This window comes from Ralstonia edaphi (genome assembly GCF_958350185.1).
GTDB classification, from domain to species: Bacteria; Pseudomonadota; Gammaproteobacteria; order Burkholderiales; family Burkholderiaceae; genus Ralstonia; species Ralstonia edaphi.
The window spans coordinates 16,713-36,087 of sequence record NZ_CATWHI010000011.1; the positions used below are offsets into that span (position 1 = coordinate 16,713).

Sequence of the window (19,375 nt, forward strand, 5' to 3'; positions counted from 1 at the left end):
TGCTCGACCAGATGAGTGCGTGAACAGCGGTAGCAATGGCACGTGACAATACGCGCTCGTGAATAGCGTCAGAGATTTTCATGTATGGTCTTCATCTAGTGTCTACCGGCTATCAACCAGGCACCTGCCCCTCGTTCTTGCTGATGCGTTGATTTCCTTACTTCGTATTGGGGTCGAATACAAACTTCCAATCGGCATACGTTAGTCGCGTTCGCGCGGCGTCGGCATTCGACGGATCAACGCTGGCCAGCGGTGCCCCACTGCCTTTCGAATAGACCCCCGCCACATCACCATCCGGTGCCCGCACAATGCCCCAGTCCTTCGAGCGGCTGATCGGATCAAACGGCACATCGCGCAGATGGTGCCGCGTCACCGAAAACCGTTTGTCATCGACCAAGTCTTCCAGCGACTTCGGCATGGCGCGCGGCTGGCTGGGCGACGAGTAGTAATAGCTCTTGATCGCCAGCACGACGTGTTCGCCAGCCCAGCGCAACGCGTGTTCATCCTCGCGGCGTCTTTGCTGCGATGCCCATTCACCGACCTTAGCGAGGCCAATGCCGAACACCAGCACGCCTACCAGCAAGGCGGGGTAGGCGAAGCCACGCGCCTTACCAGTCCGCATACAGGGTTCCATCCATGGCCTTGCCCGGCGCTCCGCTACGGATGTCGTAGATGCCTGGCTCACCATTAGGCGAGGGCAGCGGCTTCCAGCTATCGGTGCGATCCGTGATCGGGTCCATCGGCGGCGTCTTGAGATAGCGCTGCTTGACCAAGTCCGCCAGCGATGCCGGGTACTGATTCTTGTCGGCGTAGAACTTGTCGATGGCGTCCCGCACCATCTCCAGGTTGGCGCGCAGTACGCGCTCTTTGGCCACGTCTACGTGCTTGAAATACTGGGGCAGCGCAATGGTTGTCAGCAGGGCGATGACCGCCATGACGACCATCAGCTCGATCAGCGTGAAACCACGCGGGCGAAGACGATTGACGTAGTGCAGGGCTTTCACCATTGCTTGTACGGCCGGCCGTCCAGGCCGACCTCCTCGCTGGTTGAGTGCACGTCGTACACATCCTCGCCGGGTTGCGGCGCATCGGCCGGCGAGCGGTAGCTGCGCGGCGCCCAGGTCTGCTCGGCTTCGAGCGACAGCGGCGCAAAGGGGTCGCGCGGGATCGACCGCAGGAAGTAAACCTTGCGGTGGTCTGGATCGCGTGCCGACGGCGCCCCCGTCACCAGCACAGCGAGGGAGGGCGGGTAGCCCGACAGCGTTCCGGGCGACTGAATGTCACCCACCTCGACCGCGTGCTTGTACGCATCCAACGCGTCGCGGATGCGCTCCAAGCCCACGCGCAATTCGTGCTCCTTGGCGCGCTTGGTCATGAGCTGGGCAACCGGCGTGGCGAGCACCGCCAGTGTGGCCAGCACGGCCAGCACCACGCCCAGTTCAATCAGGCTGTAGCCCCGGCACTTGGCGGTCTTCATGGCGCGGCACTCCCGAGCTGGATCACCGTTTTGCTCGGAATCGGTTCGTAGAACACCACCAGCGTCTTGTCGTTCATGCTCTCGACGCGATAGCCATCCCCTAGCGATGCACCCGGCTTGACCGGCACCAGCGCATCCCCTTTGGCCAGGAAGTGGGCCGGCTTGCCGGACTCGTCAGACATCACGCCGAAATACCGGAACGGAAACGGTGGTGGCTGTGGAGGCGGTGGGGGTGGCGCCGGAGGAGGCGGGGGCGGCGGCGGTACGACCGCGTTGAACGGGTCACCCTCAGCCGGATCCAGTGCCGCACGCGTGATGACGGTGGTCGGCGCTGGAGTGGGCGCGTCTGGCTGGCGTTCTGTCTTGCGCTGGCGCGGCGTGCTGACTTCCACCACGGCAACGTCAGGGTTGAACATTCCGTGATCCTGCAGCCAGGTCCACCCGGTGGCGGCCAGCGTGAGTCCCAAAGCGACGAGATAGACCGGCTTCACGTCAGTGCCCCCGGTACCACAGCACGAACGCAAGGTCGGCCGTGACCGTCTTTTCGGTGCCGCCGTTCTTCGTGAAGGTGAGGCTTTCGAGTGCCAGGCTCGGGTGCTTCTGCAACAGATCGGCCAAGCCAGTCTTAATAGCAGGGTACATCCCAATGACCGTGGCTTGCAGTCGAACCGAACGAACATCCTCCCCAGGAGCTTCCTCCATGTCCTTGCTGAATACGACTTGGTCGACACGCACGCTTTGCGCAGTGAAGGCGGTAAAGATGTCGCTGCCAATCACCGAGCGATTTAGCGGTGATTCCAGTTGTGTGGCAACGGCTTCGAGCGGACTGGTCTGTCGCGTCGGTACGGGTGCCGCTGCACGTTTCTTCGCAAGGTCTCGCTCAACCCGCGCCAATTGCACCGCGATACGCGGCTCCCACACCGCCCACAGAAACGCCGCACCGCCCAGGAGTAGTACCCCGATCGCCGCAAAGACAGGAATGCGCGACACCAGCCGGGCGAGACGGAACAGCGTCCACTCGAACCACTGCCCGAGTCCCGATCCGATTCTGCGGAGCACCGATGCCGCCACGTTACTTGACCGAAATGGAGACCGGCGCCGGCATCTGCGGCGGCTGTGGTGCCGCCGTCATACCGATCGGCGTCGCCGTGGCGACCGAGATAGCACCGGTGCCCGCTGACTTGGCGCGGAAACGCAGCTTGGCCCATTCGCCTTGGCCCGTGATCGGGGCGTTCTCCGCTGACGAGAGCGTGACCATCACACGGCCCACGGCGGGCAGGTCGGTCTTGGCCAAATTCGGCGCAGCTTTCTGCCCCGCGAACATGCCACCGGCCTCGACACCGTCGAACGCAAAGCGCTCCTTGTCGTACGCGAACTGGATCGGCACGCTTCGCAGGGCGGTATCGGTACGCAGGTTCAGCGAGACGGAGAACGTTTCTCCCACCTTTGCTGCCGACGGGCCATTCATGGTAAGCCCAATGCTGCCGCCTTCCTGGGGCGCTGCTGCCGGGGCATCACCAGCTTCCGCAGTGTCCGATGGCTGTGCCGTTGCGGGGTTAGCGGGCGCACCATCAGCGAGCTTGAGCTCAGCCGGCGGCTTTCCGTCCGGCAAAGTGCGGCGTGCCCGAGCGCTGGTTTCTGTACCGGACCAGAATTCCATGAAGTTGGTATCCGGCCGGTGCGCTGGCTTGACGATGCGAGGCGTGATCGACAGGACGATCTCGTTGCGTGCGCCATCGTCCGACTGTGAGGAGAACAGGCGGCCGAGCAATGGGATATCACCCAGCCCTGGGATGCGGTACGAGGTAGACGTCTGCTGCGTCTTGATAAGACCCGCGAGAAGTTGCGTCTCGCCATCGCGCAGCTTAAGCACCGTCGTGGCATTACGTGTGCCAATCTGGTAGACCACGCTGCCGCTGCGCGTGGTGATACGGTTGGCGAGTGAACTGACCTCAAGGTTGATCTTCATGCTCACCTCGTCGTCTGGCGAGATCGATGGCTCCACCTCCAGCTTCAGACCGACATCGAGGTACTGGACGCTCTCCGATACAAAACCGGTTGATGTGGATGTCGTGGTGACGACGGGCAGCTTGTCGCCAATCAGGATTTTGGCCTTCTCGTGGTTCTTGGCGCGGATCTTAGGGTTGGCGAGCAGATCGGTGTCACCGAGTTCGCGCCTGAGGTTGATCACAGCGTTGGGCGTGCTGACGCCAATGCGATCGCTATTGAGGCTCTTCAGATCGTTCAGGGTAAGCGAGGAGGCGCCGGTCGCGGAAAGCGGCGTCAGCGTAAAGCTGTTGGGATATTGGATACCGAGCTGCGTGAGCTTGGTCGAACTGACTTCCAGCACTTCGACTTCCAGTACGACTTCGGCGTCATTGCGATCCTGCAATTCCACCAGTCGCTCTGCCAGCCGAACAACATCCGCCGGCTCGCGGATCACCACCATATTGCTGCGCTCGTCGATGTACGGATCCTTTATTTTGAGCATCGTCTTGAGCATCGCGCCGGTCTGCTTGGCTTCGGCGTTGGTCAAATAGAACGCCCGCACGACCAGGTCCTGATAATCGCGCTGCTTTTCTGGCGTGTTCGGGTAGATCAGAATGGTCGAGCCATTCATCAGCTTTTTGTTGAGTTGGGTGGTGGACAAAATCAGATCCAGCGCGTCTTCCAGCTTGGCTTGGCGCAGAAAGACCGTCGTCTTTAAATCGGGGCGAACATCCTTGTCCAGGATGAAGTTGATGCCCGTGCTGCGTGCCATGGCCTCAAAAATCATCCGCACGCTGGCATCGCGAAAGTCGAGATTAATCGGCTGCTTGGCTGCAGGGCCCTTGGATTGTGGAAGGTCGCGCCGGCCAGACTGTTGTTCGAGCGCGGCCTGTGCTTCCAGCAAGCGGCGGTTCTTGGGGTCGCCGCGCAGTGCTGCTTCAATGGCGGTGAGTGCCGTTTCTTGCGATCCGCTTACGGATTTTTGTTTGGACAGCTCGAGCGCTGCGGCGTTTTGTTCGTCGCGCTTGGCCGTCTGCAGCAGAGCCAGCGCATGGTCGTTCTGCGGCTCGATCTCCAGCAGCCGTTTGAGTGTGATCTGTGCTGCAGAGCGCTTACCGGCATTGAGTTCCTTGGCAGCCTGTTGAAGTAGCTTGTCTGCGACCGTGTCCTGTGTCGTGCGTCGTGCCACGCGCAAGGTTGCGCTCTCGGGGTACTTGGCAATGCCGGCATCCAGCGTCGCCAGCGAATCTTCGTAGGCGCCAGCCACCATCTGGTGATTGGCTTCGTCCCGAATTCTTTGCTCCGCGCAACCGCCCAGCGCCAACGCGATCAGGAGCGCTGCGCACCAGCGCATCCCATTGTGCCGAATCACTGCTAACTCCCCACGCTGATTGGATTTTTTTGATTTGGCCAGTGGGCCGGGGAGGATTATGCAGTGGCCGTGATTGATCGCACAACGACTGATCGTGTTTGCGCGAGATTCTCAAGTTTTCTCAGTGCATAAATGTCGACACCCCACTTCGCCAGTGTTGCATGTCGTTCGCTCGAATGGCAGGCTTCCAGCGCGGAAAAAAATATGCGCGGAAGCGCAATAAGATTTGATTAGACGAGATGTAAAAACTTTTTTATAAAGTGCGAACGACGTGTCGGAGCGCTTTGTTAATAACGGATAACAAAACTCCGGGGCGGGGATGAAGCGATTTGCCGAGATACCACTTTGGGTAGCAGTGTTGGGCGTGGCCTTGGCTTCAAGCGCCGATGCTGCAGGCGCGTTCGGTCAATTGTGGCTTGTCGGCAGCAGCTCTCTGCAGGGGCAAGTGTTCGGTAGCCCCGCTGCGGCATGTCAGGCGTGGGCTGACTATGTAAACGCCCCCGGCAATATCTTTCCTGGCTACGTGTTTGTATTGACTGGCATTGATCTCAGCGTATCACCGGGAACGAGTGCATACGAAAGTGGAATCCGGGGTAATTGCAACGGTGTGGTAGTTGCACCTGATGGCCAAACAAACGCTGGAGGCACGACCCTTGCTGTTTTCGTGGGTGGATGCGCGCGCGGTTATACGCAGCAGTCCGACGGTTCCTGCGAACCGACACGCCCGCCAGCCCAAGTCTGCACGGTCGGCGATCCTGTCATTCCGGGCATCGGTACCCTGACCTACACCGAGCCAAACGAAGGTGGTAGCGCGGATGTTCCTGCCGCACTCTCCTATCGCTCCTACAGCGCGTATGGATTGGGGGCGGGCGCGGGTCAATGGACGCCCAACTGGCAGCGCAGCCTGGACACCAGCCTGGCGACCTATGCCTACGCCACGCCGCAGCTCATGACATTGCGCGACGACGGCTCGGCGTCGACCTTCACCCAGAACGGCACCACTTGGTCGGCCTCCGGCACGCGAGACACCGTGCGATCGGTGACAGATGCCAGCGGCAAGATCATCGGCTGGCAGTACACGGTCGCCAATGCGGGAACCGTCGAGTCCTACGACGCTAACGGCAAGCTGCAATCGGTGCGCGAGCGCAGCGGCCGCACCACAACACTGGCCTACAACGCAACCAGTCAGCTCACGACGGTCGCCGGCCCGAGCGGCCGTAGCCACGCCTTTGCCTATGATGCTTGGGGCCGTATTGCCAGCGTCACCGCTCCCGATGGCGCCGTCACGAAGTACGGCTACAACGCCACCGGCATGCTCTCGTCGATCACGCGTTCGGATGGGGCCTTGCGCCAATACCTGTATGAGGACAGCCGCTTTCCCACCGCGTTGACCGGCATCATTGACGAGAACGGCAGCCGCTTTGCCACCAACGCCTACGACAATCAGACACGGGCCATCAGCAACGTGCATGCAGGTGGAGCAGCCGCGTACCAGTTTCAATACGGCGACAACTACCAAACCACCGTCACCGACCCGACAGGCAAGACGAGCGTCTACAGCTTCCTCAAGCAGAACGGCGTGCTGCTGCCGACCTCGATCAGCGCCCCATGCGGTCTGTGCGGCAGCACCCGCCAGAGCAGCGAGTACGACAGCAATAACAATCTGATCCGTGAGACGGACTACCTGGGCAACGTCACGACACACGCCTACGACAGCCAGAAGCGCGAGACTCAGCGAGTCGAAGGCGCTGGTACGCCCGGCGCCCGTACCATCACCACCGAATGGCATCCCAGCTGGAACCTGCAGACGCGTGTGGCCGCGCCCACGAAGCTGGAAGCCTACGGCTACGACAGCAACGGCAATCTGACCGGTTACAGCGAGACGCCAACTGCTGATACGAACGGTAGCCAAGGCTTCAGTGCAGCGGCGGCAGGGCCGACGCGCACCACCACGTGGACCTACACCGCAGATGGTCAGGTAGCGAGCCGGAGTGGCCCGCGTACCGATGTCAATGACGGCACGATCTATGTCTACCGGACGACGGATGACACCAACAGCCCACCGCTATACCGCAAGGGCGACTTGTACCAGATCGTCGGTGCTCTCGGCCACACCACCACCATCAATCAGTACGACCCGAATGGCCGGCCGCTGCAGATGACGGACGCCAACGGCGCGGTGACCACTTTCACGTACTCGAACCGGGGCTGGCTGACGAGCCAGACGGTGACGCCATCGGGCGGAGCAGGGCAGACCACCGCCTACGAGTACGACAAGGTTGGCCAACTGACCAAGGTGACGCAGCCAGACGGCGGCAGGGTGAGCTTCAGCTATGACGGTGCCCACCGGCTGATCGGTGCAGCCGACAGTTCAGGCAACAGCATCACCTACTCGCTGGACCCGATGGGCAACCGAGTACAGGAACAGTCCAAAGGCCTGAGCGGTAACTTGGCCCGCCAGATCACCCGCGTCTTTGATTCGATGAGCCGACCGCTGAAGGTCACAGTGGGCGCTGCCCAGTAAGACATCAAGAACACAAGTCAAAGATGAGAAAACGACTTCAGCGAATTGCGAGCCTACTCGTCGGCAGCGCTTGCTTATTCATATCGTCAGCGTTTGCCCAGTCACAGTGCACTGTCGATCAAATCAATGCCTTTAACGCCCAGTGCAATGCGACTGGCGCTTACGTTGCCGGCCTTGAGGCGAGTTGTTTAGTCGGTGATCCCTCTCACTACATATGTGGCTTTTACCCCTTGCCGTCTGAAGTGCGGAAGACTCCGACTGGCCTAGCGTGCGTTGTGTTGTGGGTGCGCTCACCGTCTGGTCAGGAAGGCCCTATCCCTTCTGCATACAACACTTACGGTAGCCTGGACTGCACGGTTCCTTCCGACATACCAATTGCCACCAAGAATGCAGGGGACGCATGTAGTCCGCAGAGTGACTGCGGGAACCCGATCAATGTGGGGGTCGGCAACAAGCATCAGCGGGAAGTTGACTACGTGGGAAGCGGGCGGTTTCCGCTTCAAATCGCTCGGACCTACAACAGCAATTCCATCGCTTCGGGCGGATTTGGCCCCGGTTGGCGGTTGGCATACCGGCAGCAGGTCAATTATTCGCCGCCAGCATCGGGAAGCTCCGTTGATACGGCCGTACTGACACGCGGCGACGGTAAGCAGTATTACTTCTCGCGAACAGGCGGCGTGGGTGCTCCGTGGGTATCAGACGCTGACGTGACGGGCCGGCTGTCTAGCCTTGGTAGCACCGCAACACCTACAGGCTGGACGTTCGTCAATGCGCAGGATGGACTGGAGTCCTATGACGCCGACGGCAGACTGGTGTCGCTCACCAATCGCGATGGTGCAACACAAACGTTGGCCTATAGCTGCACGGCCCTGAGTGCGACTTGCCCCAGTTTGACGCCCGCTTCCGTTGCGCCAATTGCCGGGCTCTTAGTGAGCGTGACAGACCCAACGGGGCGGCAGCTCAACTTTACCTATGACCAAGTAGCGCGGATCAAGACCATCACCGACCCTGCCGGTGGCGTGTACACCTACACCTACGCTAGTGGCGTAAATACCGCGAATCTGACAAGCGTGACGTATCCAGATGGAGCGGTACGTACCTATTTGTATAACGAAAGTGGCAATGTCTCTTCCTCGCCTGCATCAGGCGTCGATTACAGCCATGCACTGACAGGTATCAGGGACGAGAACGGTGGGCGCTATGTCACGTGGCGTTATGACGCAAACGGCCGAGCATATTCGAGCGAACACGGGACAAGCGGCGCCGATCGCGTTGCCATGGCGTACAACGCTGATGGCTCATCCGCCGTCGTTGATGCGCTTGGCACCAAGCGGACGTACAACTTCGCGACCTCATTGGGCACGGTTCGCAATGTCGGCATCACAGGCCAACCGTGCGACGGTTGTTTCCAAGCGCTGACGTACGACGCCAACGGTAACGTGACCTCCAAGACGGACTTCAACGGCAACGTGGCATGCCTGAACTACGACTTGATCCGCAACCTGGAGATTGCACGCGTAGAAGGGTTGCCTGCGGGAACTGTTTGCCCCAGTTCGCTGGACGGATTCACTGTTCCACCGGGCGCCCGAAAGATCAGTACGCAATGGCACTCAACTTGGCGCACGCCGGTCGGCATTGCAGAGCCAGGGCGTATCACGACATACGTCTACAACGGAGACAACGGAGCGTTGTGTGCACCGTCCACGGCCGTAATAGGCAGCGGTGGTGCTGCGATCGGCGTGCAGTGCAGTCAGACCGTTCAGCCCACCAGTGATACCACTGGGGGGCAGGGTTTCAATGCCGCAGCGGCGGGTGCATCTCGCGCCACGCAGTGGACCTACGGCGCGGATGGTCAGGTATTGGCCGTCAAAGGCCCGCGAAATGACACCACTACGCAGAGCTATCGCACGGCAGACGACACCAACAGTCCACCGCAATACCGCAAGGGCGACCTGTACCAGATCGTCGATGCGCTAGGCCATACAACCACCATCAACCAGTACGACCCGAATGGTCGCCCGCTGCAGATGACGGACGCCAACGGCGCGGTGACCACCTTTACGTACTCGAACCGGGGCTGGCTGACCGACCAGACGGTGACGCCATCCGGCGGAGCAGGGCAGACCACTGCCTACGTATACGACAAGGTCGGTCAACTCACCAAGGTGACCCAACCCGACGGCGCCACGGTGAGCTTCAGCTATGACGATGCCCATCGACTGGTCGGCGCTGCTGACAGTTCCGGCAACAACATCAGCTACACGCTGGACGCGATGGGCAACCGGACACAGGAGCAGGCGAAAGACCCGAGCGGCAATCTGGCACGTCAGATCACTCGCGTCTTCGATTCGATCAATCGGCCGTTGCAGGTGACGTTGGGCACGGCGCCGCCGCCAAACACCCCACCTCCACCGCCGCCGTCGCCCAAGGTGATGCCAATGGGTGTTTCTGCCTCCGCGTCCTATGGTTCCAATACGCCAGAGAAAGCGATGGATGGCGATGCTAGTACAGCTTGGACAGCGCCCGGATATGCGCCGCAATGGATTGAAGTCGACCTTGGCTCAGTGGTGCCATTGAAGAAGCTTCGGATGTTGGTCTCTCAAAGCCCAGCAGGGCAAACGACTCACGTCGTGACAGGCGACGTCAACCCAGCGCCGACCAATGTGCTCCAGACGTTTTCCGGCAATACGACAGACGGGCAATGGCTTGAGTATTCATTGGACTCAGTGCCAGTCAATGTTCGCTACATCCGTGTTACGACCACCGCCAGTCCGTCCTGGGTGTCATGGCGAGAATTTGAATTTTATCGTTGAGGCTCTTATGCATCGAAACTACATCAAGAAGAGTATCGCTGCGGCGGTGCTGCTGAGCCTGAGCGGCCAGCTGCTGGCGCAGACCACGCAGTACTCCACCACGCAGTATGCCTACGACGCAGCAGGCAACCTCACCCAGGTGACCGACCCGCGCGGCCTGGTCACGACCTTTACCTACGACGCCCTGGGCCGCCGCACGCAAGTGCAGGCACCGCCCGCCACCTCAGGTGGAGCAGCCCCGGTAACAGTGTTCAACTACGACGGCCAGGACCGCGTCACCAAGGTCACCGACCCGCGCAGCCTGGTGACGGCCTACACCATCGACGGCCTGGGCAACACCACCGCCCAGCAAAGCCCCGATACCGGCACCACCAATGCCACCTATGACGCGGCCGGCAACCTGATCACCCGCACAGACGCCCGCGGCAAGACCACCACGTACACCTACGACGCCCTGAACCGGCTCACCCAGGCGACCTACGCCAGCGGCACGCCCACCGTCATGGAATACGACGGTGGCACCAGACCCTTGCCCAACGACATCGGTCACCTCACCAAGATCACCGACGAGTCCGGCAGCACCCGATTCCAGTACGACGGCTTCGGCAACCTGGTGCAGCGTGCCCAGACCAGCACGGCCAATGGCGTGACGGTCACGCAAACGGTGGCGTACGCCTACGGCACTTCGGGCAGCAGCACCGGCCACGTGGTCAGCCAGACCTACCCGAGCGGCAACGTCATCGGCTACAGCTATGACGCAGGTGGCCGTATCACCGGTCTGACGCTGACGACCACCAATGGCAACACCGCACTGCTGTCGAACATCCAGTATCAGCCGTTCGGCAAGCCCACCGGCTGGACCTGGGGTAACGGCACCGCCTATACACGCAGCTTTGACCTGAACGGTCGCCTGACTCAGTTCCCGCTGGGGGCGACCACCGGCACCGGTGCCACCCCGAACGGCCTGTCGCGCACGGTCAACTACGACGTCGCTTCACGTATCACCGCCTATACCCACACGGACACGGCGGGCAGCCCGAGCAGCAGCACCGCCACGGCGGCGAACCAGACGTTTGGCTACGACGACAACGACCGGCTGATCAGCTACCTGCCGGCCACAAGCAGCCAGAGCTACAGCTACGACGCCAATGGCAACCGCACGGGTCAGACGGTGGGGAGCAGCAGCTACACCCAGACCATTGACCCGGCGAGCAATCGGCAGACGGCGAGCACGGGCCCGACCCCCACGACGAACAGCTATGACGCGGCGGGGAACCAGACCGGTGATGGTGCCACCACATACAGCTACAGCGATCGCGGAAGACTGGCGAGCGTCACCAAGGCCGGTACGACCACGAGCTACCTGTACAACGGCCTCGGTCAACGCACCACTAAGACCGGCAGCAACGTCCCGACCGGAGCGACGCGCTACGCGTATGACGCAGCCGGCCACCTGATCGGTGAGTATGACCAGGCCGGCGCTCCCATCCAGGAGACGGTGTACCTAGGTGACACCCCCGTCGCGACGATCAAGAACCAAACCGCGTACTACGTGTATGCAGACCAGATCGACACGCCGCGGGTGATCACGGATACGAACAACCTGATGGTGTGGCGGTGGGATCAGGCCGATCCGTTTGGGGTGGCTGCGCCGGATGAGAATCCGACCAGCCTCGGCGCGTTTACGTACAACCTGCGCTTCCCGGGACAGGTCTATGACGCGGAGACGGGCAAGCACTACAACGTGAATCGGGACTACGATCCGGCAGGTGGGCGGTATGTGCAGTCCGACCCCATTGGGCTCGCGGCGGGGCAGCCCTCCACTTATGCATATGTAAGTGGACAACCAACTCGGTACACTGACCCCAAAGGCTTGTGTGTTGGGCCGCTGGCGGTGGTCTGTGTGGTCTTGGCTGAGAATGGGCCCGCGATCGCTGCTGCCGTTGGTATTGCGGCTGAAATTGCCACCGGCACGCCGAACCCGGTATCCGGAGCCACCACCGTGGCAGGCACCGCAGTAAAGACTGTGGGGCAGATCGGCCGGGAAGGCGAGATGGCGGTTCGCGCTGCATGTGAGATTGGCAAGAAGCCAACAATACCCATTCTGATGAATGGGCGCCGGCGACTCCCTGACGGCCTCACTGAAGAAGTTCTTAGTGAAGTAAAGAACGTTAGTCGATTGAGTGCGACGAGGCAGATCCGAGACTATATGCAATACGCCGAGGAAAGTGGTCTTCGCTTCGATCTCTACACGCGAGCCGAAACAAGTCTTTCTGGTCCACTTCAGCAGCTAATTGGTGAGGGCAGGATCAATCTTTCGACAATTCCAAAATGACAACGAAGAAGCGCCCACCAGTGACAGCGGCTGAATTGGCAAAAAAATTGCAAGCCGCCCCAGAATTTCTCGCGAAGAAAAAGGCCCAAGACCAAGAGCGGTTAGAACGCTCTGCCCGGATACGAGCCGACGCAGAACCGATTTTGAGAGAGTTACGTGAAGTCGGTTGGGACGTTCAATCGGTGTGGGATTTGGTGAACGTCACTACACCGTATCCCGAAGCCATCCCAATTTTGATCAAGCATTTGCAGCTTTCATATTCGGACATCGTAAGAGAGGGCGTCGCACGGTCACTGGCTGTTCCCGATCCCCAAGTTCAGAAGGCTTGGCCTCTCCTGGTGGAACAGTATCGCAAGGCTCCAATGGGGTGGGGTATTAAGGCTCCCGGTGACACAAAGGAATATAGGCTGGGGGCAAAGGACGGCTTGGCCTGTGCATTGTCGGTTGCGGTTACGGAAGAGACCCTGCCGGAATTGATCGCGCTTGCCAAAGACCGTTCATATGGAGAGAGCCGGGTGCTGCTACTGTCGGCATTGAGGAAGATCAGGAACAAGAATCCGCTGGCGAAAGAGGCAATCAAAGAGCTGGCCAGCGATCCCGATCTTGAAAAGGAAATCACATCTTGGCGGTAGTGATGATCGAATGATCTGTAAGAGCGGCCGGCTTCGGGGAAATCTGCACCGATTTTTCGAATCGTTTGCTCCACGCAGTACAACAACTACACAAAGCACGGCCCACCATGTCGCATAAAAACCTGACCCGGACCCTGAGTAAACAGCTGGCAGCACGAGCTGCTGCTTTCACTTTGCTGTTGTCGTCCTTCGGATTCGGTTTGCCTGCCGCAGTCGCGATGCCTACGGATCCGAACACCGCCGCATTGGAGGCTCGTCTACGCGAGGGCCGATTCTTCGAAGAACCTTTGGTTACCACCGGTCCCAGCAGCATCGAGGAGCAGCAAGCGCTCTGGGTAGCCATACAGCAATACCGTGATGGCGGGGCCGCCGAGTTCTTTGGGCCGTTGCAAGCATTTCTCGATCAGCACCCTGACAGCCCATGGAACCTCGCCCTGCGGACGAACATGGGGCTGACGTATTACCGCCTTGGCTATTTCTCACGCGCTATCGATGCATGGGAGGCTGCCTGGCGAGATGACCGTGCTCAAGCGCAGCCAGACACCAAACGATTGGCCGACCGCGCGTTTGGCGAGCTAATCCGCATGCATGCCCGCATCGGACACGCCGAGCGCGTCAACGCCCTGCTCAAGGAAGTTGAAGGTCGGCCGCTGCAAGGCGCCGCGACCGAAGCTGTGGCGGGCGCACGCGAAGGCCTTTGGTTGATGCGCAACCAGCCTGGCACCGCATATCTGTGCGGGCCGATGGCGATCCGAAGCATCCTGCAATTCCAGGGCGCCGACGTCAGCCGCCTCGCCAAGATCGAAGCCGTCCGTTCAAGCCCGCATGGCGTCACGCTGGATACTGTCGGCAAGCTGGCCAAACAGCTGAAGTTGCCATATGCCATCGCCAAACGCAGCCCCGGCACACCAATCCCGCTGCCGGCCGTCGTGCATTGGAAGATCAACCACTACGCTGCCATTGTCGGCGAACAGAACGGGCGCTACCACGTCAAGGACGCGACCTTCGGCAACGATCTGTGGATCAGTAAAGACGCGCTGGAGTCGGAGACCAGCAACTACTTCCTGATCCCGAAACAGGCCGCCAAGCAGCCCGGCTGGACAATCGTGGCACAAGCTGAAGCGCGGAAAGTGTTCGGCATGGGCAACACCACCAGCGTGGACGATGCCCGTACCCGGCCGGACGACGCGAAGGCGTGCGATTGCAAGGACTCGGCTACGCCCGACACGGACACCGGTGCTGGTGATGATGCGGCCGCCGCAAGCGGCATCGGCTTGGGCATGCCGAGGTACAACGTGCACGGCATGGTGGTCAGTCTCAACCTGGTGGACACGCCGGTCAGCTACCGTCCGCCCAAGGGCCCGGCGATCAACTTCACGCTCACCTACAACCAGCGTGAAGCCTATCAGCCCGCCAACTTCAGCTACTTCAACTTCGGCCAGAAATGGACGTCCAACTGGCTGTCCTACATACAGGACGATCCGACCAGCCCGGGCACGAACGTGCGCCGTATCGTTGGTGGAGGCGGGTCCGTGTGGGAAAGTGGCTCGTATAACGCCAGCACAGGCGCATTCGGCGCGGATTCCAAGGACATTTCGGTGTTGGTGCGCGCCAGCGACACCAGCTACGAACGTCGGATGCGAGACGGCAGCAAGGAGATCTACGGTCAATCGGACGGCGCCACGGCATACCCCAGACGCGTGTTCCTGACGCAGATCGTCGATGCCCAGGGCAATGCGGTCACCCTGGGCTATGACAACCAACTTCGCTTGACGAGCATCACCGATGCTCTCGGTAGGCAAAGCATCTTGTCATATGGCAACGCCAGCAATCCGTTGCTGGTCACACGGATCACGGATCCGTTCGGGCGTACAGCCCAAATCGGCTATGACGCAAGCGGCCGCTTGAGCGACATCACCGACGCCATCGGCATGAAGTCCAGCTTCAGCTACGACGCGGGTACGTTCATCAACGCGATGACGACGCCCTACGGTACCACTCAGTTTGCCTATGGCGAAAACGGGGTCCAGCGCTGGATCAACATCACCGACCCGCTGGGTCAGACCGAGCGCGTCGAATACCGGCACGCAGCCCCCGGCCTCTTCTACACAGAAGGCGAAGGGGTGCCCAGCGGCATGAACACAATGAACGAGTGGATCAACTACCGCAATACCTTCTACTGGAATGCCAAGGCATATGCGGAAAGCGCCGGTGACTATACAAAGGCGCGCATCACCCACTGGTTGCACGTGCAGAACAACCTCAACGTCACGGGTGGTGGGATCGAGAGCACGAAGGAGCCTGGCGAGACTCGCATCTGGTATGCCTACGCAGGCCAGACAATCGCGCCGACAGTGGCGGGGCCCACCGAGCAGCCTGTCAGCAAGGGGCGTTTGCTCGAAAACCACAGCACGGAACTGACGACTTTCACGTACAACCCTCAGGGTAACGTGACGAGCACCGTCGACCCGCTGGGCGTGAGCATGCAGTACGTCTATGCCGATAACGGCATTGACCTCCTGACGGCCACGCGCACGGATAGCTCGGCAACGAAACTAGTTGCACAGTACACCTACAACAACCAGCACCAGCCGCTCACGTATCAGGATGCTGCAGCAAAGGTAACGACTTACACCTACAATGCCGCCGGCCAGAAGACCAGCGAGACGAACCCACTGGGCAACACCAGGCGCTGGGAGTACGACAACAACGGCTTCCTGCAACGCATCGTCAATGCCGCTGGCAAGACTGAGACGAGCTACACGTATGACGCTGTGGGGCGTGTTGCTAGCGAGACCGACGGGGAAGGATTCAAGCGCCAGTACCAGTACGACGCGCTCAATCGCTTGACGCAGATTCAGTATCCCGATGGCTCCACGCGAGTCTTCACCTGGGACAAGCTCGACATATCAAGTGTGACCGACCAACTAGGTCGAACTACAACTTATACCCACGACAGCGCCCGCAATTTGATTCAGACGGTAGACCCACTCGGACATGTGACGCAGTACGACTACTACCGGAACGGCAAGGTCAAGACCGTAAGGGATCCTAATGGCGCGGTGACAGCATGGACTTATACGCCGAGTGGTCGGCTCGCTGGCCAGTCCGTCATGAGTGCCAACGGTACCGTCCAAGCCACGTCCTACCTTTATGACATCGCAGGCCGTCTAAGCCGCATCACCCAGCCGGATGGCAGCTATATGGTGCCGCAGTACGATAGGGCTGGCCGGCTTATAGGAAGCGCTGACACGAAAGGCAAGAACATTGCCTACACGCTCGATGCAATGGGCAATCGCACACAGGAACAGGTCTGGGGCCCGAGCGGCAACATCACCAGGCTTATCAACCGCGTCTTCGATTCAATGAACCGGCCTCTACAAGTCTCCACAGCTGGCTTTGCTTCAAGCTCAGGTGGCTCGGACGGCCCGCTTGTCCAGCTCAAGCCGGTTGGGGCACGTGCCTCTGCCTCGTATGACGCGACGACAACGCCGGACAAAGCCATTGACGGTGACCCCAATACGCGTTGGACCTCACCCAGCTGGCCGCCGCAATGGATTGAGATCGACCTTGGATTCGAGGTGTCCTTGAGGGCAATTCGAATGATGAACTATCAATACCCGGCAGGCGAGGACACCAACGTGATTACGGCAGGAGTGTCTCCGAACCCGACCGAAGTGCTGAAAACCATCACGATGGCGCCGGCGGACAAGGAATGGATCAACGTGCAGCTGGACAAGCCGTCGGCACCAGTGCGCTACGTCCGCATCACTGGTACGGTCAACCCCGGCTGGCCAACTTGGTACGAACTCGAGTTCTACCGGTGAAAAACCCTATGCGACCAGCAGCATCAATGAGATTTCGGGTGCGGCATCATGCCTGATTTGTCTGGTAGCCCAGCATTCGTGCAAGCATGCCCCACTTGCTCTGCTATTGGCGGAGGAGCGCCGAACCGCAAACAAAATAATGGATTTCTGTGCAACATATCATGCGCCATTGCCGGTTCAGCGCCATCGTCCTTCTTTGGTTGAGTATGGCCACATCCGCCCAAACTGTCGGCTATGGTTGGATGTACACGAACGGAAACGGTGCGCCGTACTATTACGCTAGCTCACCCCAACAGGGCTGTCGTGCATCTGCTGCGTTGCGGTCAATGACCCTTATCAGTGTCTCGCGCTGGTCGGACACGAACTACCAGTGCTCAGGAATTTTTGAGTGGCGAGAAGATCGGAATCCTCAAATAGTGGGGTCGATAGGTTACTGGTCAACTCAACTTGTTTTGGATCACTGTAGCCCTGGCTACTCGTCGCAGAGGGATGGAACGTGCGTCCCTGCGCGGCCCCTTGTGCGAGTTTGCACGGCCGGCAATTCAGTAATCCCCGGGACTGGCACAACGACTATGTCCACAAGGGCGCAGGAGGGAAGCGCGGAGCTGCCGGTCACACTTGCCTATCAGTCGTACAGCATCTATGGGGAGAATGGGGGGGCGGCTCAATGGACGTTCAACTGGCAGCGCAGTCTAGACACGAGCACGGCAACTTACTCGGCTCCCCAAGTGACCGTCTTGCGCGACGATGGTTCGGTGTTCGCCTTCCGGCAGAATGGTACGGCTTGGATGAGTTCAGGTACTCAAGATACACTGAGTTCAAGCGCAGATTCCAATGACAACATCACAGGTTGGCAGTACACGGTTGCCGATTCGGGAGCGGTCGAGACCTACGATGCAAACGGTAAGTTGCAATCGGTAAGGGAGCGCAACGGGCGTACCACTACGCTGACCTATAACGCAGTTAATCAACTGACGACAGTGATCGGGCCAAGCGGCCGCAGCGTGGTGTTCACCTATGACGGTGCGGGGCGCGTGATCAGCGTCACGGCACCTGATACGACCGTGACCCGGTATGGTTACAACTCCGCCGGCATGCTGACGAGCGTGACGCGTCCGGATGGCGCTGTGCGCCAGTATGTCTACGAGGACAGCCGCTTCCCCACGGCCCTGACCGGCATCATCGACGAGAACGGCAACCGCTACGCGACCTACGCCTACGACGATCAGGCGCGGGCCATTAGAAGCACCCATGCTGGCGGAGCGGACGCCTACCAATTCCAGTACGGCACCGACTACCAGACCACCATCACCGACCCGACAGGCAAGACCAGCGTCTACAGCTTCCTCAAGCAGAACGGCGTGCTGCTGCCGACATCGATCAGCGCGCCGTGTGGTCTGTGTGGCACCACCCGCCAGAGCAGCGAGTACGACAGCAACAACAACCTGATCCGTGAGACGGATTACCTAGGCAACGTCACCACGCACGCCTACGACAGCCAGAAGCGCGAGATTCAGCGAGTCGAAGGCGCTGGTACGCCGGGTGCCCGCACCATCACCACCGAATGGCATCCCAGCTGGAACCTGCAAACACGGGTTGCCTCCCCGACCAAGTTGGAAACCTACAGCTACGGCAGCAACGGCAATCTGACCAGCTACAGCGAGACGCCAACTGCAGATACGAACGGTAGCCAAGGCTTCAGTGCAGCGGCGGCAGGGCCGACGCGCACCACCACGTGGACCTACACCGCAGATGGTCAGGTAGCGAGCCGGAGTGGCCCGCGTACCGATGTCAATGACGGCACGACCTATGTCTACCGCACGGCGGATGACACCAACAGCCCACCGCAATACCGCAAGGGCGATCTGTACCAGATCGTCGATGCGCTGGGCCACACCACCACCATCAATCAGTACGACCCGAACGGTCGTCCACTGCAGATGACCGACGCCAATGGCGCAGTCACCGTGTTTGCGTATTCGAACCGCGGATGGCTGATGAGCCAGACCGTGACGCCGGCTGGTGGAGCAGGGCAGACCACTGCCTACGAGTACGACAAGGTTGGCCAACTGACCAAGGTGACGCAGCCCGACGGCGGCACAGTCAGCTTCAGCTACGACGGCGCCCACCGGCTGATCGGTGCAGCAGACAGTTCAGGCAACAGCATCACATACACGCTGGACGCCATGGGCAACCGAGTGCAGGAGCAATCCAAGGATCCGAGCGGCAACCTCGCCCGCCAGATCAGCCGCGTCTTCGATTCCATGAACCGGCCGCTTACGGTGACAGTCGGCACAGCCCCCTAGGCTGGGGTAACAGAGAAGAACAATGAACGTTCGCCCGGATCCATCAGAAATTGGGACGCCCTGGATTGCAAATAGCCTCTTGTGGCTTGATCGCGGTGAG

12 protein-coding genes are annotated in these 19,375 nt (G+C 60.2%); 6 read left to right on the forward strand and 6 right to left on the reverse strand.

The genetic code is table 11. The features are described from left to right. Nucleotides 1–157: 157 nt before the first annotated feature. From R2669_RS24395 to R2669_RS24420, 6 genes are all read right to left on the reverse strand, one after another. Nucleotides 158–622: a type II secretion system protein gene (locus tag R2669_RS24395; protein WP_316902430.1), complete on the reverse strand. Its 465-nt coding sequence runs from the start codon at nt 620–622 to the stop codon at nt 158–160. Further along, nucleotides 609–1,007, reverse strand: a complete 399-nt coding sequence (locus R2669_RS24400; RefSeq protein ID WP_316902431.1) for a type IV pilin protein — start codon at nt 1,005–1,007, stop codon at nt 609–611. The genes R2669_RS24395 and R2669_RS24400 overlap by 14 nt, the downstream gene beginning before the upstream one ends. Then, a complete protein-coding gene (locus tag R2669_RS24405) occupies nt 1,001–1,477 on the reverse strand; it encodes a type II secretion system protein (protein WP_316902433.1) in 477 nt (158 codons plus the stop codon). Before R2669_RS24405 ends, R2669_RS24400 begins: the two co-directional genes overlap by 7 nt. Then, entirely contained in the window at nt 1,474–1,893 is a 420-nt protein-coding gene (locus R2669_RS24410) for a hypothetical protein (RefSeq protein ID WP_316902435.1), read from the reverse strand. The genes R2669_RS24405 and R2669_RS24410 overlap by 4 nt, the downstream gene beginning before the upstream one ends. 76 nt (nt 1,894–1,969) lie before the next feature. Further along, a complete protein-coding gene (locus tag R2669_RS24415) occupies nt 1,970–2,536 on the reverse strand; it encodes a hypothetical protein (RefSeq protein WP_316902436.1) in 567 nt (188 codons plus the stop codon). Nucleotides 2,537–2,549: 13 nt separating this feature from the next. After that, complete coding sequence (locus R2669_RS24420) at nt 2,550–4,838, reverse strand: cohesin domain-containing protein (RefSeq protein WP_316902438.1); 2,289 nt, start codon at nt 4,836–4,838, stop codon at nt 2,550–2,552. Nucleotides 4,839–5,157: 319 nt separating this feature from the next. Between R2669_RS24420 and R2669_RS24425 the strand changes: the two genes are divergently transcribed. The 6 genes from R2669_RS24425 to R2669_RS24450 all read left to right on the forward strand — a co-directional run bounded on the left by R2669_RS24425 (nt 5,158) and on the right by R2669_RS24450 (nt 19,275). Continuing rightward, complete coding sequence (locus R2669_RS24425) at nt 5,158–7,362, forward strand: RHS repeat domain-containing protein (RefSeq protein WP_316902440.1); 2,205 nt, start codon at nt 5,158–5,160, stop codon at nt 7,360–7,362. A gap of 23 nt (nt 7,363–7,385) precedes the next feature. Then, the gene (locus R2669_RS24430) at nt 7,386–10,175 is read left to right on the forward strand and encodes a DUF6531 domain-containing protein (protein WP_316902442.1); all 2,790 of its coding nucleotides are present in this window, start codon (nt 7,386–7,388) and stop codon (nt 10,173–10,175) included. A 7-nt stretch (nt 10,176–10,182) separates the two neighbouring features. Then, on the forward strand, nt 10,183–12,510 hold the full coding sequence (locus R2669_RS24435; protein WP_316902454.1) for an RHS repeat-associated core domain-containing protein: 2,328 nt from the start codon (nt 10,183–10,185) through the stop codon (nt 12,508–12,510). Further along, nucleotides 12,507–13,142 (forward strand): hypothetical protein, encoded by a 636-nt coding sequence (locus R2669_RS24440; protein WP_316902444.1) that lies wholly within the window; start codon nt 12,507–12,509, stop codon nt 13,140–13,142. Before R2669_RS24435 ends, R2669_RS24440 begins: the two co-directional genes overlap by 4 nt. Nucleotides 13,143–13,249: 107 nt before the next feature. Further along, a complete protein-coding gene (locus tag R2669_RS24445) occupies nt 13,250–16,969 on the forward strand; it encodes a discoidin domain-containing protein (RefSeq protein ID WP_430708843.1) in 3,720 nt (1,239 codons plus the stop codon). Nucleotides 16,970–17,541: 572 nt separating this feature from the next. Then, nucleotides 17,542–19,275, forward strand: a complete 1,734-nt coding sequence (locus R2669_RS24450; protein WP_316902446.1) for an RHS repeat domain-containing protein — start codon at nt 17,542–17,544, stop codon at nt 19,273–19,275. Nucleotides 19,276–19,375: the final 100 nt, after the last annotated feature.

What these genes read in the sequence shown, in the direction of transcription:
- R2669_RS24395 (WP_316902430.1), bottom strand. Translation starts at nt 622, where the DNA reads ATGCGGACTGGTAAGGCGCGTGGCTTCGCCTACCCCGCCTTGCTGGTA.
- R2669_RS24400 (WP_316902431.1), bottom strand. Translation starts at nt 1,007, where the DNA reads ATGGTGAAAGCCCTGCACTACGTCAATCGTCTTCGCCCGCGTGGTTTC.
- R2669_RS24405 (WP_316902433.1), bottom strand. Translation starts at nt 1,477, where the DNA reads ATGAAGACCGCCAAGTGCCGGGGCTACAGCCTGATTGAACTGGGCGTG.
- R2669_RS24410 (WP_316902435.1), bottom strand. Translation starts at nt 1,893, where the DNA reads ATGTTCAACCCTGACGTTGCCGTGGTGGAAGTCAGCACGCCGCGCCAG.
- R2669_RS24425 (WP_316902440.1), top strand. Translation starts at nt 5,158, where the DNA reads ATGAAGCGATTTGCCGAGATACCACTTTGGGTAGCAGTGTTGGGCGTG.
- R2669_RS24430 (WP_316902442.1), top strand. Translation starts at nt 7,386, where the DNA reads ATGAGAAAACGACTTCAGCGAATTGCGAGCCTACTCGTCGGCAGCGCT.
- R2669_RS24435 (WP_316902454.1), top strand. Translation starts at nt 10,183, where the DNA reads ATGCATCGAAACTACATCAAGAAGAGTATCGCTGCGGCGGTGCTGCTG.
- R2669_RS24440 (WP_316902444.1), top strand. Translation starts at nt 12,507, where the DNA reads ATGACAACGAAGAAGCGCCCACCAGTGACAGCGGCTGAATTGGCAAAA.
- R2669_RS24445 (WP_430708843.1), top strand. Translation starts at nt 13,250, where the DNA reads ATGTCGCATAAAAACCTGACCCGGACCCTGAGTAAACAGCTGGCAGCA.
- R2669_RS24450 (WP_316902446.1), top strand. Translation starts at nt 17,542, where the DNA reads ATGTCCACAAGGGCGCAGGAGGGAAGCGCGGAGCTGCCGGTCACACTT.